This window comes from Streptomyces sp. NPDC006687 (assembly GCF_040636215.1).
Taxonomy (GTDB): domain Bacteria; phylum Actinomycetota; class Actinomycetes; order Streptomycetales; family Streptomycetaceae; genus Streptomyces.
In genome coordinates this window covers 440,046-465,537 of record NZ_JBEYJJ010000001.1, presented here as the reverse complement: position 1 = coordinate 465,537, position 25,492 = coordinate 440,046, and the positions used below count along the sequence as shown (strand labels likewise).

General features: G+C 71.8%; 26 protein-coding genes. 13 read left to right on the top strand and 13 right to left on the bottom strand.

Going from position 1 to position 25,492, the window contains the following annotated elements; all coding sequences use genetic code 11:
- Positions 1-2 precede the first annotated feature (2 nt).
- Positions 3-767 carry a GntR family transcriptional regulator gene (locus ABZ716_RS02090; RefSeq protein WP_351879325.1) on the bottom strand — a complete coding sequence of 255 codons (765 nt, stop codon included), beginning with the start codon at positions 765-767 and terminating at the stop codon, positions 3-5.
- A gap of 297 nt (positions 768-1,064) precedes the next feature.
- Between ABZ716_RS02090 and ABZ716_RS02085 the strand changes: the two genes are divergently transcribed.
- The 4 genes from ABZ716_RS02085 to ABZ716_RS02070 all read left to right on the top strand — a co-directional run bounded on the left by ABZ716_RS02085 (position 1,065) and on the right by ABZ716_RS02070 (position 5,875).
- Complete coding sequence (locus ABZ716_RS02085) at positions 1,065-2,351, top strand: extracellular solute-binding protein (RefSeq protein WP_358810980.1); 1,287 nt, start codon at positions 1,065-1,067, stop codon at positions 2,349-2,351.
- 143 nt (positions 2,352-2,494) lie between these two features.
- Positions 2,495-3,514: an ABC transporter permease subunit gene (locus tag ABZ716_RS02080; RefSeq protein WP_358955765.1), complete on the top strand. Its 1,020-nt coding sequence runs from the start codon at positions 2,495-2,497 to the stop codon at positions 3,512-3,514.
- 35 nt (positions 3,515-3,549) lie between these two features.
- A complete protein-coding gene (locus tag ABZ716_RS02075; protein ID WP_358811187.1) occupies positions 3,550-4,386 on the top strand; it encodes a carbohydrate ABC transporter permease in 837 nt (278 codons plus the stop codon).
- A 4-nt stretch (positions 4,387-4,390) separates the two neighbouring features.
- Positions 4,391-5,875 carry a glycoside hydrolase family 3 protein gene (locus ABZ716_RS02070; RefSeq protein ID WP_358810978.1) on the top strand — a complete coding sequence of 495 codons (1,485 nt, stop codon included), beginning with the start codon at positions 4,391-4,393 and terminating at the stop codon, positions 5,873-5,875.
- Between the two features lie 79 nt (positions 5,876-5,954).
- Here ABZ716_RS02070 and nagB read toward each other — a convergent pair whose 3' ends face one another.
- Complete coding sequence (nagB, locus tag ABZ716_RS02065) at positions 5,955-6,740, bottom strand: glucosamine-6-phosphate deaminase (RefSeq protein WP_355965239.1); 786 nt, start codon at positions 6,738-6,740, stop codon at positions 5,955-5,957.
- 520 nt (positions 6,741-7,260) lie between these two features.
- On the opposite strand from nagB, the gene ABZ716_RS02060 reads away from it, so the two are divergent.
- Complete coding sequence (locus ABZ716_RS02060) at positions 7,261-8,730, top strand: PAS domain-containing sensor histidine kinase (RefSeq protein ID WP_358810976.1); 1,470 nt, start codon at positions 7,261-7,263, stop codon at positions 8,728-8,730.
- Positions 8,731-8,880: 150 nt separating this feature from the next.
- Here ABZ716_RS02060 and ABZ716_RS02055 read toward each other — a convergent pair whose 3' ends face one another.
- Together ABZ716_RS02055 and ABZ716_RS02050 are read right to left on the bottom strand one after the other, a co-directional pair.
- Positions 8,881-9,138 carry a WhiB family transcriptional regulator gene (locus ABZ716_RS02055; protein ID WP_003953983.1) on the bottom strand — a complete coding sequence of 86 codons (258 nt, stop codon included), beginning with the start codon at positions 9,136-9,138 and terminating at the stop codon, positions 8,881-8,883.
- Between the two features lie 320 nt (positions 9,139-9,458).
- Positions 9,459-10,424: a diacylglycerol kinase family protein gene (locus ABZ716_RS02050; RefSeq protein WP_355965237.1), complete on the bottom strand. Its 966-nt coding sequence runs from the start codon at positions 10,422-10,424 to the stop codon at positions 9,459-9,461.
- Positions 10,425-10,509: 85 nt separating this feature from the next.
- Between ABZ716_RS02050 and ABZ716_RS02045 the strand changes: the two genes are divergently transcribed.
- Complete coding sequence (locus ABZ716_RS02045; RefSeq protein WP_358810975.1) at positions 10,510-10,911, top strand: hypothetical protein; 402 nt, start codon at positions 10,510-10,512, stop codon at positions 10,909-10,911.
- A gap of 38 nt (positions 10,912-10,949) precedes the next feature.
- On the opposite strand, the gene ABZ716_RS02040 is transcribed toward ABZ716_RS02045, so the two are convergent.
- The 3 genes from ABZ716_RS02040 to ABZ716_RS02030 all read right to left on the bottom strand — a co-directional run bounded on the left by ABZ716_RS02040 (position 10,950) and on the right by ABZ716_RS02030 (position 12,803).
- The gene (locus ABZ716_RS02040; RefSeq protein WP_358955888.1) at positions 10,950-11,924 is read right to left on the bottom strand and encodes an RNA polymerase sigma factor SigF; all 975 of its coding nucleotides are present in this window, start codon (positions 11,922-11,924) and stop codon (positions 10,950-10,952) included.
- An 11-nt stretch (positions 11,925-11,935) separates the two neighbouring features.
- Entirely contained in the window at positions 11,936-12,349 is a 414-nt protein-coding gene (locus ABZ716_RS02035; RefSeq protein ID WP_042816094.1) for an anti-sigma regulatory factor, read from the bottom strand.
- A gap of 193 nt (positions 12,350-12,542) precedes the next feature.
- Entirely contained in the window at positions 12,543-12,803 is a 261-nt protein-coding gene (locus ABZ716_RS02030) for a UBP-type zinc finger domain-containing protein (RefSeq protein WP_351879302.1), read from the bottom strand.
- A gap of 65 nt (positions 12,804-12,868) precedes the next feature.
- On the opposite strand from ABZ716_RS02030, the gene ABZ716_RS02025 reads away from it, so the two are divergent.
- A complete protein-coding gene (locus ABZ716_RS02025) occupies positions 12,869-14,452 on the top strand; it encodes a Na+/H+ antiporter (protein ID WP_358955761.1) in 1,584 nt (527 codons plus the stop codon).
- A 10-nt stretch (positions 14,453-14,462) separates the two neighbouring features.
- Here ABZ716_RS02025 and ABZ716_RS02020 read toward each other — a convergent pair whose 3' ends face one another.
- Positions 14,463-15,356 carry a pyridoxal-phosphate dependent enzyme gene (locus ABZ716_RS02020; RefSeq protein WP_358812549.1) on the bottom strand — a complete coding sequence of 298 codons (894 nt, stop codon included), beginning with the start codon at positions 15,354-15,356 and terminating at the stop codon, positions 14,463-14,465.
- 22 nt (positions 15,357-15,378) lie between these two features.
- Positions 15,379-15,969: an N-acetylmuramoyl-L-alanine amidase gene (locus tag ABZ716_RS02015; protein ID WP_358812548.1), complete on the bottom strand. Its 591-nt coding sequence runs from the start codon at positions 15,967-15,969 to the stop codon at positions 15,379-15,381.
- A 237-nt stretch (positions 15,970-16,206) separates the two neighbouring features.
- Between ABZ716_RS02015 and ABZ716_RS02010 the strand changes: the two genes are divergently transcribed.
- From ABZ716_RS02010 to ABZ716_RS02000, 3 genes are all read left to right on the top strand, one after another.
- A complete protein-coding gene (locus ABZ716_RS02010) occupies positions 16,207-17,616 on the top strand; it encodes a family 2B encapsulin nanocompartment shell protein (RefSeq protein ID WP_358812547.1) in 1,410 nt (469 codons plus the stop codon).
- A complete protein-coding gene (locus ABZ716_RS02005; RefSeq protein WP_358812546.1) occupies positions 17,616-18,668 on the top strand; it encodes a family 2 encapsulin nanocompartment cargo protein polyprenyl transferase in 1,053 nt (350 codons plus the stop codon). Before ABZ716_RS02010 ends, ABZ716_RS02005 begins: the two co-directional genes overlap by 1 nt.
- A 121-nt stretch (positions 18,669-18,789) precedes the next feature.
- On the top strand, positions 18,790-19,383 hold the full coding sequence (locus ABZ716_RS02000) for a GNAT family N-acetyltransferase (protein ID WP_351879284.1): 594 nt from the start codon (positions 18,790-18,792) through the stop codon (positions 19,381-19,383).
- Between the two features lie 48 nt (positions 19,384-19,431).
- On the opposite strand, the gene snpA is transcribed toward ABZ716_RS02000, so the two are convergent.
- Entirely contained in the window at positions 19,432-20,097 is a 666-nt protein-coding gene (gene snpA, locus ABZ716_RS01995; RefSeq protein WP_358812545.1) for a snapalysin, read from the bottom strand.
- A gap of 235 nt (positions 20,098-20,332) precedes the next feature.
- Here snpA and ABZ716_RS01990 point away from each other — a divergent pair, with 235 nt between their 5' ends.
- The 3 genes from ABZ716_RS01990 to ABZ716_RS01980 all read left to right on the top strand — a co-directional run bounded on the left by ABZ716_RS01990 (position 20,333) and on the right by ABZ716_RS01980 (position 23,411).
- On the top strand, positions 20,333-21,265 hold the full coding sequence (locus tag ABZ716_RS01990; protein ID WP_358955758.1) for a LysR family transcriptional regulator: 933 nt from the start codon (positions 20,333-20,335) through the stop codon (positions 21,263-21,265).
- 333 nt (positions 21,266-21,598) lie between these two features.
- Positions 21,599-22,522, top strand: a complete 924-nt coding sequence (locus tag ABZ716_RS01985; RefSeq protein ID WP_358955755.1) for a DUF4097 family beta strand repeat-containing protein — start codon at positions 21,599-21,601, stop codon at positions 22,520-22,522.
- Position 22,523: 1 nt separating this feature from the next.
- Complete coding sequence (locus ABZ716_RS01980) at positions 22,524-23,411, top strand: helix-turn-helix transcriptional regulator (RefSeq protein ID WP_358955752.1); 888 nt, start codon at positions 22,524-22,526, stop codon at positions 23,409-23,411.
- Here the strand turns inward: ABZ716_RS01980 and ABZ716_RS01975 are convergent, their stop codons facing one another.
- From ABZ716_RS01975 to ABZ716_RS01965, 3 genes are all read right to left on the bottom strand, one after another.
- Complete coding sequence (locus tag ABZ716_RS01975; protein WP_358955749.1) at positions 23,412-23,975, bottom strand: Clp protease N-terminal domain-containing protein; 564 nt, start codon at positions 23,973-23,975, stop codon at positions 23,412-23,414. It lies immediately after the preceding gene.
- A complete protein-coding gene (locus tag ABZ716_RS01970; RefSeq protein ID WP_358812540.1) occupies positions 23,975-24,184 on the bottom strand; it encodes an HTH domain-containing protein in 210 nt (69 codons plus the stop codon). Before ABZ716_RS01970 ends, ABZ716_RS01975 begins: the two co-directional genes overlap by 1 nt.
- A gap of 61 nt (positions 24,185-24,245) precedes the next feature.
- Positions 24,246-25,208 carry a zinc-binding dehydrogenase gene (locus ABZ716_RS01965; protein WP_358812539.1) on the bottom strand — a complete coding sequence of 321 codons (963 nt, stop codon included), beginning with the start codon at positions 25,206-25,208 and terminating at the stop codon, positions 24,246-24,248.
- Between the last annotated feature and the right edge of the window lie 284 nt (positions 25,209-25,492).

Below are 25,492 nucleotides of genomic sequence, written 5' to 3'. Positions count from 1 at the left end.
GATCACACCGCAGGTCGCTGAAGTCGGGCAACGAACTTGTAACGGTCGCCGCGATATACCGATCGCACCCATTCGACCGGTTCGCCCTCGGCGTCCAGGGAGTGCCGCGAGAGCATCAGCATCGGCAGGCCCACGTCGGTGCCGAGCAGTCCGGCCTCGCGCGGGGTGGCCAGGGAGGTCTCGATGGTCTCCTCGGCCTCCGCGAGCCGGACGTCGTAGACCTCGGCGAGGGCGGTGTAGAGGGAGGTGTACTTGGCGAGCGAACGGCGCAGCGCGGGGAAGCGCTTGGCCGACAGGTGCGTGGTCTCGATGGCCATCGGCTCGCCGCTGGCCAGGCGCAGCCGTTCGATGCGCAGGACCCGTCCGCCGGTGGCGATCTTGAGCAGCCCGGCGAGGGTGTCGTCGGCGGTCACGTAGCCGATGTCCAGGAGCTGGGAGGTCGGTTCCAGACCCTGGGCGCGCATGTCCTCGGTGTAGGAGGAGAGTTGCAGCGGCTGGGAGACCTTGGGCTTGGCGACGAAGGTGCCCTTGCCCTGGATGCGCTCCAGCCGGCCCTCGACGACGAGCTCCTGGAGGGCCTGCCGGACGGTGGTCCGGGAGGTGTCGAACTCGGCGGCCAGCGTACGCTCCGGCGGTACCGGCGTGCCGGGGGGCAGCGTTTCGGTCATGTCGAGCAAGTGCCGCTTGAGCCGGTAGTACTTGGGCACACGTGCCGTCCGAGTGGCTGGCCCGCCCTCCGGCTCCGTGGTCGCCCCTTCGGTGGACATCGCCGCCCGCCTTCCCGACTCCAGTTTCGCTGCCGTCACCGGCTCCTCCGATATGTGCGGTCACATGGTGACACGGGCGGGAGGGCAGGCATTCTCCCTCCCCCAGGTGTCGGTCCGATAACGGACCGAGCACCCGCTCATTAGACCCTTGACACCCCTATAGGTCTAGGCCAAGCTCCCGGTACTGGTCTACACCAATATGGATCAGATCCCGGCCCCACGGGCAGTACTTGGTACGTACGTCACCGCGGCGGGCGAGGGAAGGTGCACAGCAGCAGCATCCCTGAGGAGGGTGGCGTGAAGCGCAAGCTCATTGCGGCGGTCGGTGTCGTGGGCATGATGGTCGGTGTCGCGGCGTGCGGCAACGGCGGCGACGACAAGCCGAAGTCCGACGCGTCGGGTGGCGCCAAGGAGATCACCGTCTGGGTGATGGACGGATCCGCTCCGAAGGCATGGATCGAGCAGGTCAACAAGGAGTTCTCGGCCAAGCACCCCGGTGTGACGGTGAAGGTCGAGGAGCAGAAGTGGACGGGCATCCAGGAGAAGGTCACCACGGCCCTCTCCGAGAACACCCCGCCGGACGTCCTCGAACTCGGCAACACGCAGACCGCGGGCTACGCCGTCACCGGCGGCCTCGCCGACCTGACCAAGGACAAGGCCCAGCTCGGCGCCGACGCCTGGCAGAAGAGCATGCTCGCCTCCGCCGAGGTCGACGGCAAGCTGTACTCCGCCCCCTGGTACGCCGCCAACCGCGTCGTCGTCTACGACAAGAAGGCGTACGAGAAGGCCGGCGTCACCCCGCCCAAGACCCGCGACGAGTGGATCGCCGGCCTGGAGAAGCTGAAGGCCGCCGACCCCTCCTCCCAGCCGATCTACCTGCCCGGCCAGAGCTGGTACATCCTCGCCGGCTTCATCTGGGACGAGGGCGGCGACCTCGCCGTCAAGGACGGCGGCAAGTGGAAGGGCCAGCTCGCCACCCCGCAGGCCGCCTCCGCGATGGACTTCTACAAGAAGCTCCAGTCCTACTCCACGGCCCCCAAGGACAAGGACGAGGCCACCCCGCAGCAGTCCACCGACATCGTCCCCAAGGGCGGCGTCTCCTCCTGGATCGGTCTCGGCTGGGAGGCCGGCGGCGCGGAGAAGGCCCTGAAGGAGGCGGGCAAGGAAGCCGACTTCGGCTACTTCCCGATCCCGGGCAAGACGGCCGACAAGACCGGCACCGTCTTCCTCGGCGGCTCCAACCTCGCCGTGGCCGAGCGCTCCAAGAACAAGGAGCTCGCCAAGGAGTGGCTGGCCCTGGCCACCGGCAAGGACCAGATGACCAAGTACGCCGCCGAGGTCAAGGGCGCGCTGCTGCCCAACCAGGTCGGCGCCAACTTCACCCCGGCCCCCGGCTCCTTCGCCGAGGCCATGGCCAAGGCCGGCCTCAACGGCAAGATCACCCCGGTGACCGCGGGCTGGGCGAACGTCGAGACCGAGCCGAACCCGGTCAAGGAGTTCATGACCAAGGTCCTGAAGGGTGAGGACCCCGCCAAGGCGGGCGCCGACGCGGACAAGGAAATCGCGAACCGCATCAACAAGTAGCGCCGCCGCCCCGACCGGCACCCTCCGTACGACCCGCAGAACCCAGCAGTGTGAACGCACCGGGGGGTGCGGCAGGCCCCGGCCGCCTGCCGCGCCCCCGGTCGCGCATTTGACTCCACAGTCAACCGCGAGGAAGCCAAGCCATGACCGTGCACTCCCAGGGAGCGACGACCAGCGCTCCACAGGACGCACCACACCCGTCCGCTGGACGGCCGGAGGCACCCAGCCCCGCCGCCGGCCCCCGTCCCACCCCTCCTCGCGGGGGCAGAAAGCGGCTCCCCTCGGGGTGGCTGCCGTACCTGCTGGTGCTGCCGGCCGTGGCCAGCCTGGCCCTCCTGCTGCTGTACCCGCTGATCAAGAACGTGATCCTGTCCTTCCAGGACATCAACAAGATCGAGTTCATCCAGCGGAAGTACCCCTTCGGGGGCTTCGCCAACTACACCCAGCTGCTGGGCGACTCCGCCTTCTGGACCGTCGTCGTGCGCAGCTTCCTGTTCACCTTCGCCAACGTCGTGCTCATCATGGTGATCGGCAGCCTCATCGGCATCCTGCTGAACCGGCTCGGCAAGTGGATGCGCCTGGTCCTGTCGATGGCGCTGGTCATGGCCTGGGCGATGCCGATCGTGGCCTCCGTCCAGGTCTTCTCCTGGCTGTTCGACGAGCAGTTCGGCGTCATGAACTGGCTCATGCGCACCCTCGGCTTCTCCGGCTACGAGCAGCACAACTGGTTCGAGACCGGCCTGTCCACCCTGACGATCGTCACGCTCCTGGTGGTCTGGGGCTCCATCCCCTTCGTCGCCCTCAACATGTACGCCGGCCTCACCACGGTCGGCGCCGAGCTGTACGAGGCCGCCCGCATGGACGGGGCCAACGGCTGGCAGACCTTCTGGAAGGTCGTCTTCCCCAACCTCAAGCCCTTCTTCCTCGTCACCACCTTCCTGGAGGTGATCTGGGTCTTCAAGGCGTTCACCCAGGTCTACGCGATGAACAAGGGCGGCCCTGACCGCGCCTCGGAGATCCTCCCGGTCTTCGCCTACGTCGAGGGCCAGAGCCAGTTCCACTACGGCCTCGCCGCGGCGATCTCCGTCCTGACGATCCTGATCCTGCTGGTCGTCATGTCCTTCTACTTCCGCCTGATCCTGAAGCAGGAGGAGGAGCAGTGAGCACCACCACCGCCCCCGACAAGCCCCCGCAGCAGCTGCGTACGCGCCGGCCGCTGCGCCCCGCGACCGTCGCCAAGAACCTCGGCGCCCTGCTCGTGGCCCTGGTCTTCGTCTTCCCGGTCTACTGGATGTTCTCCTCGGCCCTCAAGCCGAACAGCGAGATCCTCACCAAGGACCCGGTCTTCGTCTTCACCCCGACGCTGGACAACTTCACCAAGGCGACCGGCGTCGAGAACTTCTGGACCTACGTCACCAACAGCCTGGTCGTCACCGTCGGCGCCGTCCTGCTGGCCCTGGTGGTGGCCCTGGCCGCGAGCTTCGCGATCGCCCGGATGAAGTTCAAGGGCCGCAAGGGCCTCGTCCTCGGCGTGATGATGGCCCAGATGGCCCCCTGGGAGGTCATGGTCATCGCCATGTACATGATCGTCCGGGACGCCGAGATGCTGAACAGCATCGGCGTCCTCACCGCGATCTACTTCGTGATGGTCCTCCCCTTCACCATCTGGACCCTGCGCGGCTTCATCGCCGCCGTCCCGGTGACCCTGGAGGAGGCAGCCCAGATCGACGGCTGCACCCGCGGCCAGGCGTTCCGCAAGGTGATCCTGCCGCTGCTGGCCCCCGGACTGATGTCCACCTCGCTCTTCGGCTTCATCACCGCCTGGAACGAGTTCGCGATGGTCCTGATCCTCAACAAGGACAAGACCGCACAGACCCTGCCGCTGTGGCTGACCCAGTTCAAGACCGCCTTCGGCAACGACTGGGGCGCGACCATGGCCGCGTCCTCGGTCTTCGCGGTACCCGTCCTGGTGATCTTCATCTTCCTCCAGCGCAAGGCGGTCGGCGGCATGACCGCCGGCGCCGTGAAGGGATAACGCCGTGACGATCCTCGCGCATCACACCGACACCCTGACCCGGGACGCGCTCGCGGTCCTCCAGCCCGGCTTCGAGGGCACCACCGCCCCCTCCTGGCTGCTGCGCCAGGTCGGCGAGGGCCTCACCGCCGTCGGCCTGTTCGGCCGCAACATCGCCTCGCCCGGACAGCTCGCCGCGCTCACCGCCCAGCTGCGCCGCGAGCGCGAGGACGTCCTCGTCGCCATCGACGAGGAGGGCGGCGACGTCACCCGCCTGGAGGTCCGCGAGGGCTCCTCCTTCCCCGGGAACCTCGCGCTCGGCGCCGTCGACGACACCGACCTGACCCGCGAGGTCGCCCGCGAGCTGGGCCGGCGCCTGGCCGAATGCGGGGTCAACCTCAACTGGGCCCCGTCCGCCGACGTCAACTCCAACCCCGGCAACCCGGTCATCGGCGTCCGCTCCTTCGGCGCCGACACCCGCCTCGCCGCCCGCCACACGGCCGCGTACGTCGAGGGCCTCCAGGCCGCCGGGGTCGCCGCCTGCACCAAGCACTTCCCCGGCCACGGGGACACCAACGTCGACTCCCACCACGCGCTGCCGCGCATCGACGTGGACCTCGACACCCTCCAGGCGCGCGAGCTGGTCCCGTTCAAGGCGGCCATCGAGGCCGGCACCAAGGCCGTCATGAGCGCCCACATCCTGGTGCCCGCCCTCGACCCGGCCCGCCCCGCCACCCTCAGCCCGCAGATCCTCACCGGTCTGCTGCGCAAGGAGCTGGGCTACGAGGGCCTCGTCGTCACCGACGGCATGGAGATGAACGCCATCGCGGGGACGTACGGCATCGAGCGCGGCTCGGTGCTCGCCATCGCGGCCGGCGCCGACGCCATCTGCGTCGGCGGGGGCCTCGCCGACGAGGCGACCGTGCTGCGTCTGCGTGACGCGCTGGTCGCCGCCGTACGCGAGGGCGCGCTGCCCGAGGAGCGGCTCGCCGACGCCGCCGAGCGGGTGCGCGCCCTCGCCGCATGGACTTTCCGGGCCCGGCCGGACGCGCAGCCGGAGGGGAGCCGCGCGTCCGGCATCGGTCTGGAGGCCGCCCGCCGCGCACTGGTCGTGTCGGGCACCCCGGCCCCCGTGGCCGCCCCGTACGTCGCCACCTTCGCCCCCGTCGCGAACATCGCGGTCGGCGACGAGACCCCCTGGGGGGTGGCCGCAGAGCTGGCCGCCCTCGTCCCGGGGACCCTCTCGGGCGTCTACCCCGAGGGTTCGGGGGCCGGGGACGTGCTGGCGGCCGCGGGGGAGCGGACGGTCGTCGCGGTGGTCCGCGACGCCCACCGGCACCCGTGGATGACCAGCGCGCTGGACGCCCTGGTCGCCGCGCGGCCGGACACCGTGGTCGTGGAGATGGGACTGCCGCGCAACGAGCCGCGGGGGTCGCTGTACCTGGCCACGCACGGCGCCTCCCGCGTCTGCGGGCGGGCCGCGGCCGAGGTCATCGCCGGCGTCCGGTAGCCCCACGGGCACGAGGAAAGGGCCGGGCCCCCGCGGGAGGGGGGCCCGGCCCTTTCCTCGGTCCTGCTACCAGCGGCGGCTACAGGCCCTGCCAGGAGGGCTTGTTCGCGTACGTGTGGCGGAAGTAGCCGGCCAGCTTCAGCTTGGAGGCGGCCGCCTCGTCCACGATCACGGTGGCGTGCCGGTGCAGCTGGAGCGCGGAGGCCGGGACCAGCGCGGAGAGCGGGCCCTCGACGGTCTGGGCGACGGCCTCGGCCTTGCCCTCGCCGGTGGCCAGCAGCACCAGGTGGCGGGCGTCGAGGATGGTGCCGATGCCCTGGGTGATGACGTGGTGCGGCACCTGGTCCAGGTCGTCGTCGAAGAAGCGCGCGTTGTCCACGCGGGTCTGCTCCGTCAGCGTCTTGATCCGGGTGCGCGAGGCCAGCGAGGAGCAGGGCTCGTTGAAGCCGATGTGCCCGTCGGTGCCGATGCCCAGCAGCTGGAGGTCCACCCCGCCGGCGTCGGCGAGGGCCTGGTCGTACGCCTCACAGGCCGCCTGGACGTCGGCGGCGGAGCCGTCGGGGCCCATGAAGGAGTCCTCGGTCAGCCCGAGGGGCTCGACGACCTCGCGCAGCACGACCGCGCGGTAGGACTCCGGGTGCCCGGCCGGCAGGCCCACGTACTCGTCGAGCTGGCAGATCCGGGCCCGGGAGACGTCGACCTCACCGGCCCGCACCTTGGCGGAGAGGGCCTCGTAGACGGGCAGCGGGGTAGAGCCGGTCGCCACGCCCAGCAGGGCGTCGGGCTTGCGGCGGACCAGGGCGGCCATGGCCTCCGCGATGAGCTCGCCGCCTGCCTTGGCGTCCGGGACGATGACAACTTCCACGCGGGGCCTGCCGATCTGGGGAGGAGGGTGAGCTTGTGGTATAGACCAATCTAGCAGAGCCGACGGGGGCGTGGCGGGGGGCCGGGGAAGTGGTTCGGGGGGCGCGGCGGGGGCACGGGGGCCCGGCCGGCGTGTTCTGGAAGGCGCTCGCCGCGGGGAGTCCTCACCCGCCCGGCGGTTCCTCTGGGCCACGGTGCAGGACGGGACCCTCAGCCCGTCCGGCACCGTAGCCCGGAGTACTTACGGCCGTCAGGTGTGCGGTTCCCGGCGGCCGGTTGGAGGCGCCGGCGCGGTCAGGGCAGAACGCGCGGCCACCTCGATCCGTCCTCCTGTGCGGGGAGGGCGGAAACCTGGGTCAATTGTGGACTAGACCAATCTGTCCTGTCCATCCAAAGCGCGGCCCTACTGGCCCGTCACTTCCTCCAACAGTACGCGGCCTGTGCCCTTCCTGGGTACTCCCGAGTACTTGTCGTGGGGAAAGTCATCCCCCTACCCGGGGTACGCTCGCAAGGTGCCCTCCATGAACGATCTCGTACGCCAGCACACCGCTCTCGGTGAAACCGACCTGGAGTGGCTCCACCTGCTGGTGTCGGAGTGGCAGCTGCTCTCCGACCTCTCCTTCGCGGACCTCGTGCTCTGGGTGCCCACCCTCGACGGCAGCCGCTACGTCTCCGTCGCGCAGATGCGGCCGAACACCGGCCCCACCTCGTACCAGGACGACATGGTCGGCCACCTCGTGCCGCGCGGCCGCCGCCCGCTGCTCGACGCCGCCCTCGACGAGGGCCGGATCGTGCGCGAGGGCGACCCGGAGTGGCGCGAGGAGGTGCCGGTCCGCGTCGAGTCGATCCCCGTCCGCCGCGAGGGCCGGGTCCTCGGCGTGATCGCGCGCAACACCAACCTGCTCACGGTGCGTACACCGAGCCGGCTGGAGCTGACCTACCTCCAGTCCGCCTCCGACCTCGCGCAGATGATCGCCGCGGGCTCCTTCCCGTTCCCCGGCCAGCAGGTGGACATGGACGCCTCCCCGCGCGTCGGGGACGGCCTGATGCGCCTCGACGCCGACGGCGTGGTGACGTACGCGTCGCCCAACGCCCTCTCCGCCTACCACCGGCTCGGTCTCGCCGCCGACCTGGTCGGCCAGCACCTGGGCACCACCACCGCCGAACTCGCCCCGTCCCGGGGCCCGGTGGACGAGGCCATCGTCAAACTCGCCAGCGGCTGGGCCCCGCGCGAGACCGAGGTCGAGGGCAACGGCGGGGTCATCCAGCTCCGTGCGATCCCCCTCAAGCCGAAGGGCACCCGGATCGGCTCCCTGGTCCTGTGCCGCGACGTCACCGAACTGCGCCGTCGCGAACGTGAACTCATCACCAAGGACGCCACCATCCGGGAGATCCACCACCGGGTGAAGAACAACCTCCAGACCGTGGCGGCGCTGTTGCGGCTCCAGGCCCGCCGGATGGATTCGGAGAGCGGGCGCGAGGCGCTGAACGAGGCGGTGCGGCGCGTCGGTTCGATCGCGATCGTGCATGAGACCCTCTCTCAGAACCTGGACGAGCGGGTCGAGTTCGACGAGATCGCCGACCGGGTCATCGCGATGGTCGCCGAGATCTCCCCCGGCAAGGTGCAGTGCCGGCGCATGGGGCGGTTCGGGATCCTGGACGCGGAGGTGGCCACTCCGCTGTCGATGGTGCTGACCGAGATCCTCCAGAACGCGCTGGAGCACGCCTTCGGCCAGGGTGAGGGCGGCACCGTGGAGGTGGCCGCCGCCCGCAGCGGCTCGGGCCGCGCCGACGGCCGGCTGCTGATCACGATCCTCGACGACGGCTCCGGGCTGCCCGAGGGCTTCGACCCGCAGAAGGCAGGCAACCTCGGGCTGCAGATCGTACGGACCCTCGTGGAGGGCGAGCTCGGCGGGACCTTCGACATGGTCCGCGCGGAGCCGCGCGGCACCAAGGTGGTCCTCGACGTGCCGGTCAGCTCCCCGAAGTAGCCCACCCACTGCCCTCACCCAGAGTGACGGCGGCGGGACGGGAACAGCACTGAGCCCCGGACCGAAGGGTGATCGGTCCGGGGCTCAAGAGCACGTTGCTGAGCGCTATACGGGTACTACGCGCTGCGCGTCGAGGCTCGAAAGTCGATATCAGGCGCTGGCGTTGCGCGCCCGGTTGCGAGCGGCGCGGCGCTTCATGGCGCGGCGCTCGTCCTCGCTCAGGCCGCCCCAGACACCGGAGTCCTGGCCGGACTCGAGCGCCCACTGCAGGCACTGCTCCATGACGGGGCAACGGCGGCAGACGGCCTTGGCTTCCTCGATCTGCAGCAGCGCAGGACCGGTGTTGCCGATGGGGAAGAAGAGCTCGGGGTCTTCCTCGCGGCAAACGGCGTTGTGACGCCAGTCCATGGCTGCTCCATCTCCTTGTATTGCGAACAGGTTGCTTGTGAATGTGAACGCTTTCACGAATCCCCCCGTGAGGGAAGGGCCGACGCCCAGTCGCCTGGTGCGGTCCGAAGATTCGTGGTGGGGTTCTGGCGCTCTGTGTGGGTGCCGGGTTGTGCGGGCTGTCCCGATCGCCATGTAGAGATTCGCAAACCTCGGACGGGGATACAACCCCTTCCGGAAAGTTTTTTTGGATTCGTCGGTGTCGACTAGGTCACAGCCCTAGTTCCTGGGGGTGGACCGGCGTGTAAACGTTCGACTGAAAGGACTTTGGGCTCTTCTACTCACACAATCACACGCAGTGCACGGCGAACGCCTGTGAACCGAACGCTGGTGCGCACTCCGAGGTGATCGCCATCCATCTGGAATGGGAGGGGCACCTTCGAATGCAAGGTGAAGTCGGTCAGATCGTGCAGAGACAGCGCGTGCTTGCCCTGCGGACCGCGTTCAGGAGTCGAGGTCAGGAGCTGTGTGGCGTACCGGGCGACGGCCGGAGTTGACAAACGGTCCAGGGCCAACACGTCAAGCGCGGTATCGAACGAAGCCTCGGGAGAGGCGTACAGGGGACGATTTCCCAGGTAGGTCCAGGGCGAGGTGTTGCAGATTATCGACAGCACCAGATCCTTCACCGGCTCCGCGCCCGGCTGCTCCAGTGTGATCGTTCCGTGCCGGCGGTTGGGCTCTCCCCAGAACTGCCGCATCAGCTGTCGTACATACAGGGCATGGGTCGAACGCTTGCCGCGTTCCCGTTGCTGCTCGACCCGCCCCACCACGCCCGCGTCGAAACCGAAGCCGGCGCAGAAGGTGAACCAGCGCGAGGGGACCGCCTCGTCCTCCGTGCCCGGGACCCCCGCCGCCAGCCCGAGGCCCACGATCCGCTCGCGCCGCTCCCGCAGCGCGTCCAGCAGGGCGCCGGTCGCCTCGACCGAGTCGTTGGGCAGCCCGAGCGCGCGGGCGAAGACGTTCGTGGAACCGCCCGGCACCACTGCCAGCCGGGGCAGCCGCTCCGGGTCGGGGCCGTCGTGCAGGAGCCCGTTGACCACCTCGTTGACGGTGCCGTCGCCGCCCAGGGCCACCACGAGGTCCAGCCCCTCGTGCGCCGCCTTGCGGCCCAGGTCCCGGGCGTGCCCCCGGTACTCGGTGGTCACCGCCTCCAGCTTCATCTCGCTGGCCAGGGCGTGGGTCAGGACGTCGCGCGTGCGCGCACTGGTGGTCGTCGCTGCTGGGTTGGCCACGAGAAGTGCACGCATGGTCGCCAGAGTACCCACCCCCGGGCGCGCGCCCCCTACCGGCCGTCCCCCTCCGGGCCGGGCCGCCCGCGGCTACCCTGCTGGGGTGAGCAAGAAGCCGAGCCCCCTGACCGCCGCCGCCGTACTGACCGCGCTGGAGGGCCTCGCCCTCGCCGGGCTCGGCGTCTACATGCTGTTCGTCGGCCTCGCCGGCCACCCCGACTCCCCGCAGCAGGCCGAGACCGGGGGAGTGACCCTCCTCGCCCTCGCCGCGCTGCCGCTGATCGCCGCCCACGGGCTGCGCAAGGGCCGCCGCTGGAGCCGCGGGCCCGCGCTGATCACCCAGCTGATGGCGCTCCCCGTCGCCTGGACCCTCTGGAGCACCGGCGGTGCGATGACCGCCGCCGCCGTGGCGCTGGCCCTGGCGGCGGTGGCCGTCGTCGCGCTCCTGGTGAACCCGACGGCCACCGAGGCGCTGGGCATCGGACCCGCGGACCAGGCCCGATAACCCCGCGCTCGCACCTGCGCGCCCCGTCCTCCCCGGGCTCATTCCTCCACGAGGAGCTTGTCCCGCAGCTGGGCCAGGGTGCGCGCCAGCAGCCGGGAGACGTGCATCTGCGAGATGCCCACCTCCTGGGCGATCTGCGACTGGGTCATGTTCCCGAAGAAGCGCAGCAGCAGGATCCGCTTCTCCCGCGGCGGCAGCCCCTCCAGCAGCGGTTTCAGCGACTCGCGGTACTCCACGCCCTCCAGCGCCTCGTCCTCCGAGCCGAGGGTGTCCGCGACCGCCGGGGACTCGTCGTCCGTGTCCGGGACGTCCAGCGACAGGGTGCTGTACGCATTGGCCGATTCCAGCCCTTCCAGCACCTCCTCCTCGGAGATTCCCAGCCGCTCGGCCAGCTCGTGCACCGTGGGGGAGCGGCCGTGCTGCTGGGACAGCTCCGCCGTGGCCGTCGTCAGCGACAGCCGCAGCTCCTGCAGGCGCCGGGGCACCCGTACCGCCCAGCCCTTGTCGCGGAAGTGCCGCTTGATCTCCCCGACGACGGTGGGAGTGGCGTACGTGGAGAACTCCACCCCCCGGTCCGGATCGAACCGGTCCACCGACTTGATCAGGCCGATGGTCGCCACCTGCGTCAGGTCGTCCAGCGGCTCACCCCGGTTGCGGAACCGGCGCGCCAGGTGCTCGACCAGCGGCAGGTGCATCCGCACCAGCCGGTTGCGCAGCTCCGCCCGCTCCGGTGACCCCTCGGGCAGCTCGCGCAGCTCGAAGAACAGGGCACGCGCGCCAATGCGGTCCCGGGGATCCGGCAGCGCCACAGGCGCCTCCTCCGGCGCCTGCGGTGGCTGGTGTACCTGGTCGTGCTGGTTGTCGCTCATAGGGCCCGCCCGTCGCTCCGCCGAGTCCAAAAAGCCGTCTTCCGCATCCGCGTCAGCCGGGTGCGGCCGGGCGTGGTGCTGCTCCGGGATACCGCCGTCGACCTCGTGCCTCACCCGGGGCCGATCCCCGCCCCGCACCGGGATCTCCCCGCCGCTCACGCCGGGCCTGGTCCCGCGCCGCGCTGTTTGTAGAGACTGATGCTCACCGTCCGGTTGTCCTCGACCGTCGCCTCGACCTTGCCGGCCAGCGCCGACAGCACGGTCCACGCGAAGGTGTCCCGCTCGGGCGCGCGCCCGTCGGTGGTGGGCGCGGAGACGGTCACTTCCAGCGAATCGTCGATCAACCGGAAGACGCAGCTGAGGACGGAGCCCGGCACGGCCTGCTGGAGCAGGATCGCGCAAGCCTCGTCCACCGCGATGCGGAGGTCCTCGATCTCGTCGAGGGTGAAGTCCAACCGTGCCGCGAGACCGGCCGTGGCCGTTCGCAGCACCGACAGGTAGGCACCCGCAGCCGGCAGCCGGACTTCCACGAAGTCCTGGGTCCCGGGCTCGCCTGCGATCTGGGACACCCTCACCTCCAAGGTGGTACGAGCTCTGTTCGCCGGTGACGCTATCGCGATCCGGGCGATCGTGTCGCGGCACCCCTCGCTGGCCCCGCCCCGCACGGCCAGTGACTGATGGTAAGTCCACGGGTACGCACAGTGGCTAGGGGTCTGCGGGGCCCAATTCGGGGGAACCGGCGGAGGGTTGAACTACCCCGCTTCAGACGATCGAACCGTCGACAAAACACCAGCGCCACGTCTCGCCCGGTTCGAAGCTGCGCATCACCGGATGGCCCGTCTCCCGGTGGTGCGCGGTGGCGTGCCGGTGGGGAGAGCTGTCACAGCAGCCGACGTACCCGCATCCCAGGCACATCCGCAGCTGGACCGGATGACTGCCGAGGGCCTGACATTCCGGGCAGGTCAGGGCATGCGGGACCGGCTCGGGGCGCGGCAGTTCGGCAAGGTGGGTGCACTCGCTCATGATGGCCAGGTTACGGCCAGGGCGCGGGTGCGACATCGCCGACGACGGATGGGGATGGATCTTCGATGGAGGTATTGCCGCTGGTGGCGCTGGTGGCCATGAGCGCCGCCGTGGCGGGGGTGGCCCGGCGCACGCCCGTGCCGGCGCCGCTGCTGCTCGTCGCCGTGGGACTCGTCGCGGCGTACGTGCCCGGGGTGCCCTCGTACGCCCTCGACCCGCACATCGTGCTGCCGCTGCTGCTCCCGCCGCTGCTGCACACGGCCGCGGTGGACAGCTCGTACCTGGACCTGCGGGCCAACATGCGGCCGATCGCCCTGCTGTCGGTGGGCTACGTGCTCTTCGCGACCCTCGCCGTGGGCTACGCGACGTACCTGGTCGTGCCCGGCCTCTCCCTGCCCGTGGCGCTGGTGCTGGGCGCCGTCGTGGCCCCGCCGGACGCGGTCGCGGCGACCGCGATCGCGCGGCGGCTGGGGCTGCCGAGCCGGGTGACGACGATCCTGCAGGGCGAGTCCCTGGTGAACGACGCCACCGCCATCACCGCCTACAACGTGGCCCTGGCCGCCGCGGTCGGGACCAGCGCCGGCTGGGCGGGCGGGGTCGCGGAGTTCCTGCTGGCCTCGGTGGGCGGGGTGGGGGTGGGCCTGCTGCTGATGGTCCCGATCCACCAGCTGCGCAAGCGGCTGCGGGAGCCCCTGCTGCAGAACACGCTGTCCCTGCTGATCCCCTTCGTGGCGTACGCGGCGGCGGAGCGGGTGCACGCCTCGGGCGTCCTCGCCGTGGTCGTCGTCGCCCTGTACCTGGGGCACCGGAACTGGCAGGTGGACTTCGCGACCCGGCTCCAGGAGGAGGCGGTGTGGAAGGTCGTCGCGTTCGTCCTGGAGTCGGTGGTCTTCGCGCTGATCGGGCTCCAGCTGCCGGTGGTCCTGCGCGGGCTGAGCGAGTACGAGGGGCTCGCCGCCGCCTGGTACGCGGTGGCGGTGTTCGTCGTGGTCGTCGTGGCCCGCTTCGTGTGGGTGTTCCCGGCGACCTTCGTGCCGCGCTGGGTGTCGGCGCGGATCCGCACGAGGGAGCCGGACACCGACTGGAAGTCCCCGGTGGTCGTGGGGTGGGCCGGGATGCGGGGGGTGGTCTCCCTGGCCATCGCCTTCTCCGTGCCCATGCAGGTGCCGCACCGCGACCTGATCCTCCTCCTCACCTTCACGACGGTGATCGGCACGCTGGTGGTGCAGGGCCTGACCCTGCCGCCGCTGATCCGCCGCCTGCGGCTGCCGCGGCGCGACGCCCAGGCGGAGACCCTCGCCGAGGCCCAGGCCCAGAGCGAGGCGTCGCGGGCGGCGGAGGAACGCCTGGCGGAGCTCCTGGAGGACCCCGCCAACAGCAGCCTCCCGCCGCCCCTGGCCGACCGCCTGCGCACTGTCCTGGAACGGCGGCGCAACGCGGTGTGGGAGCGGCTGGGCGAGGTCAACCCGGTGACGGGCGAGTCGGCGGACGACGTCTACCGGCGCCTGGCCCGGGAGATGATCGAGGCGGAGCGGGAGGTCTTCGTGACCCTGCGCGACCGCCGCCGGATCGACGACGAGATGCTGCGGGGCCTGCTGCGCAGGCTGGACCTGGAGGAGGCGGCCGCCTACCGGGAGGAGGCCGGCTGAGGGCCGTCCGCTACGGGCGGCCCGTCACGACGGCCGCGAGCGTCGTACCCGGGGGGAAGGCCCCCGCTTCCGTCAGGGCGGTCAGGGCCCACAGGAGCTTCGCCACGTAGATCCGCTCCACCGGCAGGCCGTGGCGGGCCCCGAAGTCCGCCGCGAAGGCGTCGAGGGCGGCCGGGACGCGGGCGTAGCCGCCGTGGTCGAAGCCCTCGGCCAGGCTCCAGCTCCCGGCGGCCCCGCCGAAGGCCGCCGCCTGGAGGGAACGTATCTCCGCCTCCAGGAAGCCCCCCGCCAGCACCGGGACGCCCAGGGCGCGCCGGCCGGGGCCCAGCCCGGCGGCCAGACCGGCCAGGGTGCCGCCCGTACCGCAGGCCACCGCCGCCACGTCGCAGACGTCCCGCAGCTCCCGGCCCAGCTCCGCGCAGCCCGTGAGGGCGAGCGCGTTGCTGCCGCCCTCGGGGATCACGTACGCGTCGGCGGCGCCGGCGGCGTCCAGGAGCCGCGCGCGGACCTCCGGCTCGGCCTTGCGCCGGTACTCCGAGCGGGTGACGAAGTGCAGCCGCATCCCGTCCGCCGCGCAGCGGGCCAGGGAGTCGTTGAGGGGGCGGCCCGCGAGCTCGTCCCCCCGGACGACGCCCACCGTCTCCAGGCCGAGCAGCCGCCCGGCGGCCGCCGTGGCCCGGAGGTGGTTGGAGTAGGCGCCGCCGAAGGTGACGAGCCGCTCGTGGCCCGTCTCCAGGGCGGCCCGGAGGTTGGGGGCGAGTTTGCGCCACTTGTTGCCGGGCAGCTCGGGGTGGACCAGGTCGTCCCGCTTGAGGAGGAGCCGTACGCCGCGCGCCGCGAAGCGTTCGTCGGCCGCCTCGGTGAGGGGGGACGGGGGGCGCGGGCGCAGCTCGGGGTGGGTCACCAGGCCATTGTCGCGCCGGGTGTCACTTGAGCCGCTCGGCGATCCGGTCGCGCAGCCAGTCCATGGCGAAGCCCTTGGGGTCGATCTTGCCGGGCTGCCATTCGAGGTGGCCGATGACGGAGCGGGCGCCCCAGCCGTGGACGCGGCACAGGGCCGCGGCGGCGCGGACGATGGCGTCGAGCTGGGCGGGTGGCCAGGGGTCCTCGCCGTCGCCGAGGTTCTCGCACTCGAACCCGTAGAAGTACCGGTTGCCGTCGGTGTCCGCGCGGTGGACCGGGGGGAGGCGCCGTTCCTCGATGACCGCCTCCAGGACGTCGGAGTCGCCGGCGCCGGCGTGGTTGGCGCGGCCGTAGCCGACGATGTGGACGCGGCCGTCCTTGGTGATGACCCCGTGGCACAGCGGGCCGGGCAGTTCGCTGTCCCCGTCGCGGCAGAGCGCCACGGTGTAGCCGCTGCCATGGGTGACCGTGTGGTGGATCATCACCCCGTGCATGGGACCCCAGGGTCCCTTGTGGTTGCGGTTGTGCGAGCGCCACTGGCCGACCTCGACGACGGTCAGGCCCTCGGCGCGCAGGGCGTTGATGAAGCGATCCGCGGACATGGGTGCGGACATGGCCGCCTCCCTTACGGTGCGTGTTCGGTGCGTTACGTACCGGTGTAGTGGAAGCAGCTCTTCCGCGGATAGGGCGTTTTTCGGCCAGCCGTCGTCAGGGCGGGGCCGTTCGAGGAGACCCTTCACGATGCCCAGCCGGCGGCGGAGTAGTCCCACCCTTTTGTGTAATGGTCCGACCACACGGTGTGCTGAAAGGCTTCTCTACCGCAGACCATGGAGTGATCGAAAGGCAAAGACATGTCGGTCCAGGCGGGCTCCGAATCCGAAGCCCAGACACCGCAGCAGCGCAGTCTCAGCACCGCGGCCGCGCGGAACTTGGCCAGCACCACCAAGTCCGCCCCGCAGATGCAGGAGATCACCTCCCGGTGGCTCCTGAAGATGCTGCCCTGGGTCTCGGTACACGGCGGCACCTACCGCCTCAACCGCCGCCTCAGCTACTCCGTCGGCAACGGCATCGTGGAGTTCGTCAAGACGGGCAGCCAGGTCCAGGTGATCCCCGCCGAACTCGGCGAGCTGCCCCTGCTGCGCGACTACACCGACGACGAGGTCCTCACCGAACTCGCCGCGCGCTGCCGGCAGGTGGACTTCGCGGCCGGCCAGGAGCTCACCTCCTTCGGCAGTCCCTCCGAGGAGGTCTTCCTCCTCGCCCACGGCCGCATCGAACACATCGGCCCCGGCCCCTACGGGGACGACGCCGTCCTGCGGACCGTCGCCGACGGCGCCTACTTCGGCGAGGACGCCCTCACCGACGACGAGGCCATCTGGGAGTACACCGCCCGCGCCGCCACCCCCGGCACCGCACTCGTCCTGAGCCGCCAGGACTTCCAGCTCCTCGCCGACCGCGCCCCCTCCCTGCGCACCCACCTGGACAGCGTCCGGACGCAGACCGAGCGGCCCACCAACCGGTACGGCGAGGCCGCCATCGACCTCTCCGCGGGCCACCACGGCGAGGCCGTCCTCCCGGGCACCTTCGTCGACTACGAGGCCCGGCCCCGCGAGTACGAACTCTCCATCGCCCAGACGGTCCTGCGCGTCCACACCCGCGTCGCCGACCTCTACAACCACCCGATGAACCAGACCGAGCAGCAGCTGCGGCTCACGGTCGAGGCGCTGCGGGAGCGCCAGGAGCACGAGATGCTCAACAACCCCGACTTCGGCCTCCTCCACAACGCCGACTACGACCAGCGCATCCAGCCCCACGACGGCGCGCCCACCCCCGACGACTTCGACGCGCTGCTGAGCATGCGCCGGGACTCCAACCTCTTCCTCGCCCACCCCAAGGCCATCGCCGCCTTCGGCCGCGAGTGCAACAAGCGGGGCCTCTACCCCGAGACCGTCGACGTCGCGGGCACCCGGGTGCCGGCCTGGCGGGGCGTGCCCATCTTCCCGTCCAACAAGATCGCCATCAGCGAGGCCCGCACGACCTCCATCCTCTGCATGCGCACCGGCGAGGAGAACCAGGGCGTCATCGGCCTCCACCAGCCCGGTATCCCCGACGAGATCGAGCCGAGCATGTCGGTGCGGTTCATGGGCATCAACGAGCAGGCGATCATCTCCTACCTGGTCACCGCCTACTTCTCCGCAGCCGTGCTCGTGCCCGACGCGCTCGGCGTGCTGGAGAACGTCGAGATCGGCCGATGGCGCTGATGACCAGCGCGAACGCCCTGGCCGCGGGGGAGGGGCAGGAGGCGGCCGCCCTGCTGGACAGCACGAGAGAGACGGTTGACCCGCAGCTGCGCCGGGCCGTCGAGAGCCTGCCCGCCCCCACCCGGCGCGTGGCCATGTACCACTTCGGCTGGGAGCACGAGGACGGCAGCCCGGCCGCCGTCGGGGCGGGCAAGGCCATCCGTCCGGCGCTCGTCCTCGCCTCGGCGCGGGCCCTCGGCGGGCCGCACGGCGACCCGGACTCCGCGGTACGGGCGGCGGCGGCCGTGGAGCTCGCGCACAACTTCACCCTGCTGCACGACGACGTCATCGACAATGACGCCCGACGGCGCGGCCGGGCCACCGCCTGGACCGTCTTCGGGATCCCTGACGCCCTCCTCGCCGGCGACGCCATGATGGCCCTCGCGCTGGGCACGCTCGCCGCCGACCCGCACCCGGCCTCGGCGCGCGCCTCGGCCCGCCTCGCGGCCTGCGTCGTCGAGCTGTGCGCGGGCCAGCAGGCGGACTGCGCCTTCGAGCGGCGCGCCTCGGTCTCGCTGGAGGAGTGCCTGGCCATGGCCACGGCCAAGACGGGCGCGCTCCTGGGCTGCGCCTGCGCGGTCGGCGCCCTGTACGCGGGGGCCGGACCGGAGGAGGTCGAGGCGATGGACGCCTTCGGCCGGGAGGCGGGCCTCGCCTTCCAGCTGATCGACGACCTGATCGGCATCTGGGGGGATCCCGGGCACACCGGCAAGCCCGCCGGGGCGGACCTGGTCGCCCGCAAGAAGTCCCTCCCGGTCGTGGCGGCCCTCACCTCCGGCACCGAGGCCGGGGAGGAGCTCGCCGCGCTGTACGCCGGGCCCATGACCGGGGAGGACGACGTACGGCGGGCCGCCCGGGCCGTGGAGCGGGCCGGCGGACGGGACTGGGCGCAGGCCCACGCCGGTGACCGGATGGGCCGGGCGGTGCAACAGCTGTCCCGGGCGGTGCCGGACGTGACGGCGGCGGGCGAGCTGCTGGCGCTGGCCGAGTTCGTGACGCGGCGTACGCGGTAGGGGCGGTCGCGCGGGAAGGCCCGTTTCGGCACCCCTCGGTGCCGAAACGGGCCTTTCCGTGTGCTACGGGCAACTCTAGGATCACGTGCGGTAGTTGAAACGTGATTGAAGGGTGTGACCTGTGGTGCTGGAGATACGTCAGGCGGAGCAGTCGGACCGGGACGCCGTCGCGCGCCTGCTGGACGAGAGCTTCCGCAACGACCCGGTCAGCTCCTGGGTCTTCCCCGACCCCGCGCACCGCGCCGAGGTCCACGGCAGGTTCCTCGGGGTCTTCGTGGACGTCGCGCTGGCCGAGGGCCGGATCGACTACGCCGCCGACGGCTCGGCGGCCGCGCTGTGGCTGCGGATCCCGGCCGGCGAGCCGGAGGGCGAGGACGAGATCCCGGCGAAGATGCGCGCCGTGGCCGACCCGGACAACGAACGCTGCGAGCTCGTCGGCCGGTTGACGGGGGCGGTGCACCCCACCGCCGAGGAGCACGAGTACCTGCTGATGATCGCCGTCGCGCCCGGCCGGCAGGGCGAGGGGCTGGGCACGGAGCTGATCAGGCCCGTGCTGGAGCGCTGCGACCGGGAGGGGGTGCCGGCGTACCTGGAGGCGAGCAGCGAGCGGAGCATGCGGCTGTACGAGCGGCTGGGGTGGCAGTTCACCGGCGAGCCCGTGCGGCTGCCGGAGGGGCCGCTGATGTGGCCCATGTGGCGCAAGCCGCGCGGATAGCGCGGGGGCCGCCCCCCGGGCCCGGGGGGCCGGGAGGCGGCCCGGGGTTCAGCTCTTGGTGCCGAGGCCCGAGGCGACCAGGCCGTTGGCCCACAGCTGGTTGACGCGCGAGCGCTCGGTGCTGTTCGGGTAGGGGTTGGTGCAGGAGGTGCCCGGGCCGCCGCCCGACATCAGCTCGCTGCACGGACCGGAGTAGTGGTCCGGCAGGCCCAGCACGTGCCCCGTCTCGTGGGCCGTCACCCGGGTGGAGTCGTACTGCTGGTTCTGGGCGTAGTCGAGGAAGATGTAACCCCGGCCGTGCCCGTCCGTGCTGGCGTACGAGCCGCGCGAGTCGTTGCCCTCGTAGTAGGAGAAGTTGCCGCCCGACGACACCTCCTGGAGCTTCACGTTGGTGACCGAACCGTTCCAGATGCGGGTTGAGTTGGCTATCTGCGTACGGAAGCTGGGGGCGTTGCGGGTGTTGTACGTGACCGTGACGGCGGCCGTGGCGCTCGGGTTGGCGGCGCGCTGCTCGGCGACCGCGCGCTGGACCGCCTCGAAGAACGCCTTGTTGGCCGCCTGGTTCTCCTGCGAGCGCTCGTACGCGGCGTAGGTCGCCGGGCTGCCGGCCGCCGGAGTGGCGGCGGTGGCGGAGGGGACGACGCCGCCGAGCGCGGCGGCGACACCGAGGCCGACGGAGGCGATGGACAGCACGGTCCTGCGGGAGTGGCGCATGTGGGGGGCTCCTACTCATCCGGTGCGGTGGGGGGTGGATGGGTCATCCGGTACCGGAGTCTGCGGGAGGCGGCGGGGGCTGGGGATGATGTCAGAGGCCGATAACACCGGGCTATCGGGGAGTTCCCGAGCGGTTTCCGTGAGATGTACCTTGGTCAACTAGCGTGAGAATGGCGGGATTCGGGGGGCTATCGGCGGCTGGTGCGCCGCCCGGGGGCCCGCCTACCCTCAGGTCATGGAGCTCGAGGTGAGGCACCTGCGCGCGCTGTGCGCCATCGCCGACGCCGGCAGCCTGCACAAGGCCGCCCGGCAGCTCGGCGTGAGCCAGCCCTCGCTGACCACGCAGCTGCGCCGCATCGAACGGGCCCTGGAGGGCGAGCTGTTCCTGCGCGAGCGCACCGGCTGCCGCCCGACTCCTTTCGGCCGCACGGTACTCGGGCGGGCGCGGCCGCTGCTCGCCGAGATGGCCGCGCTGGTCGCCGAGGCCCGGGCCGCCGCGCACGGACCCCGCCTGCGGATCGGCTCCACCGCGAGCCGGGCCCTGCCGGGATGGCTGCGCCGGCTGCACCGGCGTTCCCCCGAGACGGAGACCACCCTGGTGGTGGACGTCTCGGCGAACGCCCTGCTGCGGATGACCGCCGCCGGGCAGCTCGACGTGGCGTTCGTGCACGAGGTGGAGGGCAGCCCGCTGAGCGTGCCGGGCGGGCTGGAGCTGCGGGTGCTGATGGAGCGCGAACCGCAGTTCGTGTCGATGTGCCCGGACCATCCCGCCGCCCGCTCGGCGGTGGTGGAGTTACAGGACCTGGCCGGGGACCGCTGGACGGTGGACCCCTCGGTCGACGGCGAATGGGACGGCCTGCGACGGGTGTTCGCCCGGGCCGGCCTCTCCCCCCAGGTCCTGCACGCCGACTACCACACGGCGGCGTCCCTGATCGTCTCCGGCGAGGCGGTGGCCCCGTGCCAGCCGACGTCGGGGGCGCGCGAGGACATGGCGATCCGCCCCCTGCGCGGCGACCCCCTGGCGGTCCGCCTCCTGCTGGCCACCCGCCCGGGTGAACACGCGGAGGCGTACGAAGACCTCCGCGCGGCCTACCGCGAAGCCGCCCTGAGCGCCCCGCCGTACCGGGAGTGGCTCCTGCGTGCGGGAAGCGGGCTGCTGGCGGCGTAGGGGCGTCCCGCCCCCGCCACCGCCCTGGCGAGAGGCCCGGGGCCGCCTGCCCGGGCATCCGGCCCCGGCGTCTCTCTCCCCCCGGGCCAGGCGCGACACGCCCCAGACCGCTACGCCCTTCTCCCACCCCTCGGCGTGCGCCGGCCGTCCGGGGCCGAGACCCGCTCGAAACGCCGCACGGCGGAGCGTCCCTCTCCCGGCCGCCCGGCGGCCTTCGGCGCGCGCCGCGCCCGGCTGGACGTGCTTGACTTCGGCATGCCGCGATATATCGTGTTCTGGAGAGACGCGATATGTTGCGTGCGTCGCCGTCGGTCCACGAGAAGGAGCCGCATCATGGCTGAGCAGATGACCTGGTCCGTCCCCGCCCCCCAGCGGCTCACGTTCGAGCGGCCCGTCACGGAGGTGCGCGTACGGGTGGTGGCGGGGACCGTCAACGTCGTCGCCGCCGAGGACGGGCCCGCCCGGCTGGAGGTCGCCGAGGTCGAGGGGCCCCCGCTGCACGTGGTGCAGGACGGCGGCGTCCTCACGGTGTCCTACGAGGACCTGCCCTGGAACGGGGCGCAGGGGTTCAGGAAGTGGTTCGAGGCCAAGCCCTGGAAGACCTGGTCGGGTTCCTCCTCCGACGGGCGCAAGGCGTGGGAGCGCAGTGTCACCGTCACCCTGACCGTGCCCGCCGCCACCGCCGTCCAGCTGGCCACCGTCAGCGCGACCGCCTTCGTCTCCGGAATCTCCGCCGCCACCGAGGTCAACAGCGTCTCGGGTGACGCCACCCTCGTCGGGCTCTCCGGGCGGGTCAAGGCGCACACGGTGTCCGGCAGTGTCGAGGCGCAGTCCGTCACCGGTGAGTTCGGGTTCCACTCGGTCTCCGGCGGGCTGACGGTCGTCGACGGTGAGGGCGGCAGCGTACGGGCCGACTCCGTCAGCGGTGACATGCTCATCGACCTCGCCCTGGACGCGGCGGCCCCCAAGCCGGTGGACATCGTCCTGAACTCCGTCTCCGGCCAGGTGGCCATCCGCCTCCCGCACCCCGCCGACGCCAAGGTCGAGGCCAACACCGCCACCGGCAGCGTCTCCAACGCCTTCGAGGACCTGCGCGTCACCGGGCAGCTGGGCGCCAAGCGGATCACCGGCACGCTCGGCAAGGGTTCCGGCACTCTGCGGGCGACCACCGTCTCCGGGTCCATCGCCGTCCTGCGCCGTCCCTCGGCGGACACCGAGTCCGGCGCGCCCCTCCAGCTCGACAAGAAGGTGCTCTGACATGCCGCCCGTCTTCGCCCACGGCCGCCTCCGCCTCTACCTGCTGAAGCTGCTGGACGAGGCGCCCCGCCACGGGTACGAGGTGATCCGGCTGCTGGAGGAGCGCTTCCAGGGCCTGTACGCGCCGTCGGCCGGCACCGTGTACCCGCGGCTTGCGAAGTTGGAGGCCGAGGGGCTCGTCACGTACGCCACCGAGGGCGGACGCAAGGTGTACTCGATCACCGAGGCGGGCCGGGCCGAACTGGCCGACCGGGGCGGGGAGCTGGCGGACCTGGAGCTGGAGATCCGTGATTCGGTCTCCGAGCTGGCCGCGGAGATCCGTGACGACGTCCGGGGCGCCGCCGGTGACCTGCGGCGCGAGATGCGGGCCGCCGCCAGCGCCTCGGCGACGCAGGTCCAGGACGAGTCCTGGTGGGCCGCCAAGGAGGAGCTGCGCAAGGCCAGACACGAGTGGAAGGAGCAGGCGCGCCGGGCGAAGGACGAGAGCCGCCGGGCCCGCGAGGAGGCCCAGCAGGCCCGCCGCCAGGCCAAGGAGGCCCAGGAGCGGGCCCGCGAGGAGGTGCAGCGGATCGCCGCGCAGCTCCAGGAGCAGATCAGCAGGACGGGCGGGGTGATCGGCAGCCTCGCCGGGGCCTGGCTGGGCAACGGCGCCGCCGCGACCCCCGAGGCGCCCACCGCCCCCGGCCCCTCGGGCTCGGCCTGGGCCCAGGACCTGACCCCGACCGCCGACCCGGCCCGCGACCTGGACCGGCTCCTGGACCGCTTCCGCGACGACGTCCGCGACGCGGCCCGCGACCACGGCGTCACCCCGGCCCAGCTGGCCGAAGCCCGCGCCCACCTGGCCGCCGCCGCGTCCCGCATCGGGACGGCCCTGCGCCCTGGGTCCTAGTCAGGCCGCCGCGAGCCCGGCCTCGACCGTCGCGTAGGTGACTCCGTGGTCCGCGAGGGCCTCGGAGACCGTGCCCGGGCGGGAGACCAGGGCCAGGAGCAGGTGCGGGGTGCCGATGTGGCGGTCCTTGCGGCCCAGGGTGATGCGCAGGGACTGCTCCAGGGTCTTCTTGGCGCCCTGGGTGAGGGGCAAGTGGCGCTGTTGCGGTTCCGGGAGGCCCAGGACCGTGCGCAGTGAGAAGCCCAGCCCCCGCCTGCGGGGGGCGGGGGCGGTGAGGGCGCCCGCGCCATGGGTCTGCTCGATCCGGGAGACGATCTCCGACAGGTCGATGCCCAGGCCGGCGAGGGCTTCCTCGTCCGCCCGGGACATTCCTCCCCGGCGGCGGCGCGCCGCGAGGTCGGCGGCGACGGCCGCGCCGTCCACGCCCAGCGGCTCCAGGGCTCCACGGTCCAGCAGGGAGAGCAGCAGGTGTTCCTCGGTGACGCTGTCGGCAGCGGCGGCGTGTGCCTGCGCTACCGCGCCCGCCACCGCGTAGCGCGCGTCGTGGGTGAAGCGTTCGAACATCAGAGCCTCCCATGCTTCTTGTGCACGGCCTGCCGGCTGACGCCGAGTTCGGCCGCGATCTCCTGCCAGGACCAGCCCTGTGACCGGGCGCTGCGCACCTGGACGGCCTCCAGTTGCTCCAGCAGCCGGCGGAGGGCGGCCACGGCGCGCAGGCCCACGCGGGGGTCCTGGTCTCCGGCCCGTTCGGCGAGATCGGTGGCTTCGGTCATGCCTGTCAATCTAGGTTGACACGGGAGGGGTGTCAACCTAGATTGACAGCGCGAGGTCGGGTCAGAGGGTGAGGACGAGCTTGCCGAAGAGGTCGCCGGATTCGAGGCGGGTGAAGGCTTCGCGGGCGCGGTCCAGGGGGAGGGTGTCCTCGATGACCGGGCGGACGCCGGTGTTCTCGCAGAAGGAGAGCAGGTCCTCCAGTTCGTCCTTGGAGCCCATGGTCGAGCCGACCACCTTGAGCTCCAGGAAGAAGATCCGGGTCAGCTCGGCGTGGGCCGGCCGGTCGCCGCTGGTGGCGCCCGAGATGACGAGCGTGCCGCCGGGGCGCAGGGACTTCACGGAGTGGGACCAGGTGGCCGCGCCCACCGTCTCGATCACCGCGTCCACCCGCTGCGGGAGCCTGGCGCCCGGGGGGAACGCCTCGGCCGCGCCCAGTTCCACCGCCCGCTTGCGCTTGGCCTCGTCGCGGCTGGTGGCGTAGACCCGCAGGCCCGCCGCCTTGCCCAGGACGATCGCGGCGGTCGCGACCCCGCCGCCCGCCCCTTGGACGAGGACGGAGTCCCCGGGGCGGACCCCGGCGTTGGTGAAGAGCATCCGGTACGCCGTCAGCCAGGCCGTCGGCATGCAGGCGGCCTCCGCGAACGAGAGGCCGGCGGGCTTGCGCAGCACGTTCCAGGCGGGGACGGTCACCTGTTCGGCGAACGTGCCCTGGTAGCGCTCGGTCAGGATGGAGCGCGGCTCGTCCGGGCCGACGCCGTGGCCGCTCTGGCCGATGACGGAGTGCAGGACGACCTCGTTGCCGTCCTGGTCGACACCGGCCGCGTCGCAGCCGAGGATCATGGGCAGTTTGTCCGCGTCGAGGCCCACCCCGCGCAGGGACCACAGGTCGTGGTGGTTGAGCGAGGCGGCTTTGACGTTGACGGTCACCCAGCCGGGGCGGGCCTGGGGGGCGGGGCGTTCGCCCAGCTCAAGGCCGTTCAGCGGCTGGTCTCGGTCGATTCGGGCGGCGTAGGCAGCGAACATGGCGCCAGAGGCTACCGGTCGGTAGGCCCTATGGCCAGGGGCGAGGGGCGCCGGGTGGTCAGGAGTGGAAGCGGAGGGTGTTCTCTCAAGTGCCGTCCGTGCCAAGTGCTTTGCGCCCTTGACCGAGCTAAACGGAAGAGATCGACAACCCCGGGAGGGGGGTATGATTCAGGCCATGCGGTGGCTCGTCATGAGCGTTTCACGGGCCCCGCGTACTCCTCCTGCGTTCCCGGGGCGCCCTTCGCGCGCTCTTTCCGCGCGCCCGGTCGTACCTGGTCGTGCCT

Bases quoted from the DNA above. Each gene is read 5' to 3' on its own strand.
- ABZ716_RS02050 (WP_355965237.1), bottom strand. From the start codon at position 10,424: ATGCGTGCACTTCTCGTGGCCAACCCAGCAGCGACGACCACCAGTGCG.
- ABZ716_RS02025 (WP_358955761.1), top strand. From the start codon at position 12,869: ATGGAGGTATTGCCGCTGGTGGCGCTGGTGGCCATGAGCGCCGCCGTG.
- ABZ716_RS01980 (WP_358955752.1), top strand. From the start codon at position 22,524: ATGCCGCCCGTCTTCGCCCACGGCCGCCTCCGCCTCTACCTGCTGAAG.
- ABZ716_RS02080 (WP_358955765.1), top strand. From the start codon at position 2,495: ATGACCGTGCACTCCCAGGGAGCGACGACCAGCGCTCCACAGGACGCA.
- ABZ716_RS01985 (WP_358955755.1), top strand. From the start codon at position 21,599: ATGGCTGAGCAGATGACCTGGTCCGTCCCCGCCCCCCAGCGGCTCACG.
- ABZ716_RS01990 (WP_358955758.1), top strand. From the start codon at position 20,333: ATGGAGCTCGAGGTGAGGCACCTGCGCGCGCTGTGCGCCATCGCCGAC.
- ABZ716_RS02030 (WP_351879302.1), bottom strand. From the start codon at position 12,803: ATGAGCGAGTGCACCCACCTTGCCGAACTGCCGCGCCCCGAGCCGGTC.
- ABZ716_RS02010 (WP_358812547.1), top strand. From the start codon at position 16,207: ATGTCGGTCCAGGCGGGCTCCGAATCCGAAGCCCAGACACCGCAGCAG.
- ABZ716_RS02090 (WP_351879325.1), bottom strand. From the start codon at position 767: ATGTCCACCGAAGGGGCGACCACGGAGCCGGAGGGCGGGCCAGCCACT.
- ABZ716_RS02005 (WP_358812546.1), top strand. From the start codon at position 17,616: ATGACCAGCGCGAACGCCCTGGCCGCGGGGGAGGGGCAGGAGGCGGCC.
- ABZ716_RS01975 (WP_358955749.1), bottom strand. From the start codon at position 23,975: ATGTTCGAACGCTTCACCCACGACGCGCGCTACGCGGTGGCGGGCGCG.
- ABZ716_RS02060 (WP_358810976.1), top strand. From the start codon at position 7,261: ATGAACGATCTCGTACGCCAGCACACCGCTCTCGGTGAAACCGACCTG.
- ABZ716_RS01965 (WP_358812539.1), bottom strand. From the start codon at position 25,208: ATGTTCGCTGCCTACGCCGCCCGAATCGACCGAGACCAGCCGCTGAAC.
- ABZ716_RS02015 (WP_358812548.1), bottom strand. From the start codon at position 15,969: ATGTCCGCACCCATGTCCGCGGATCGCTTCATCAACGCCCTGCGCGCC.
- ABZ716_RS01970 (WP_358812540.1), bottom strand. From the start codon at position 24,184: ATGACCGAAGCCACCGATCTCGCCGAACGGGCCGGAGACCAGGACCCC.
- ABZ716_RS02055 (WP_003953983.1), bottom strand. From the start codon at position 9,138: ATGGACTGGCGTCACAACGCCGTTTGCCGCGAGGAAGACCCCGAGCTC.
- snpA (WP_358812545.1), bottom strand. From the start codon at position 20,097: ATGCGCCACTCCCGCAGGACCGTGCTGTCCATCGCCTCCGTCGGCCTC.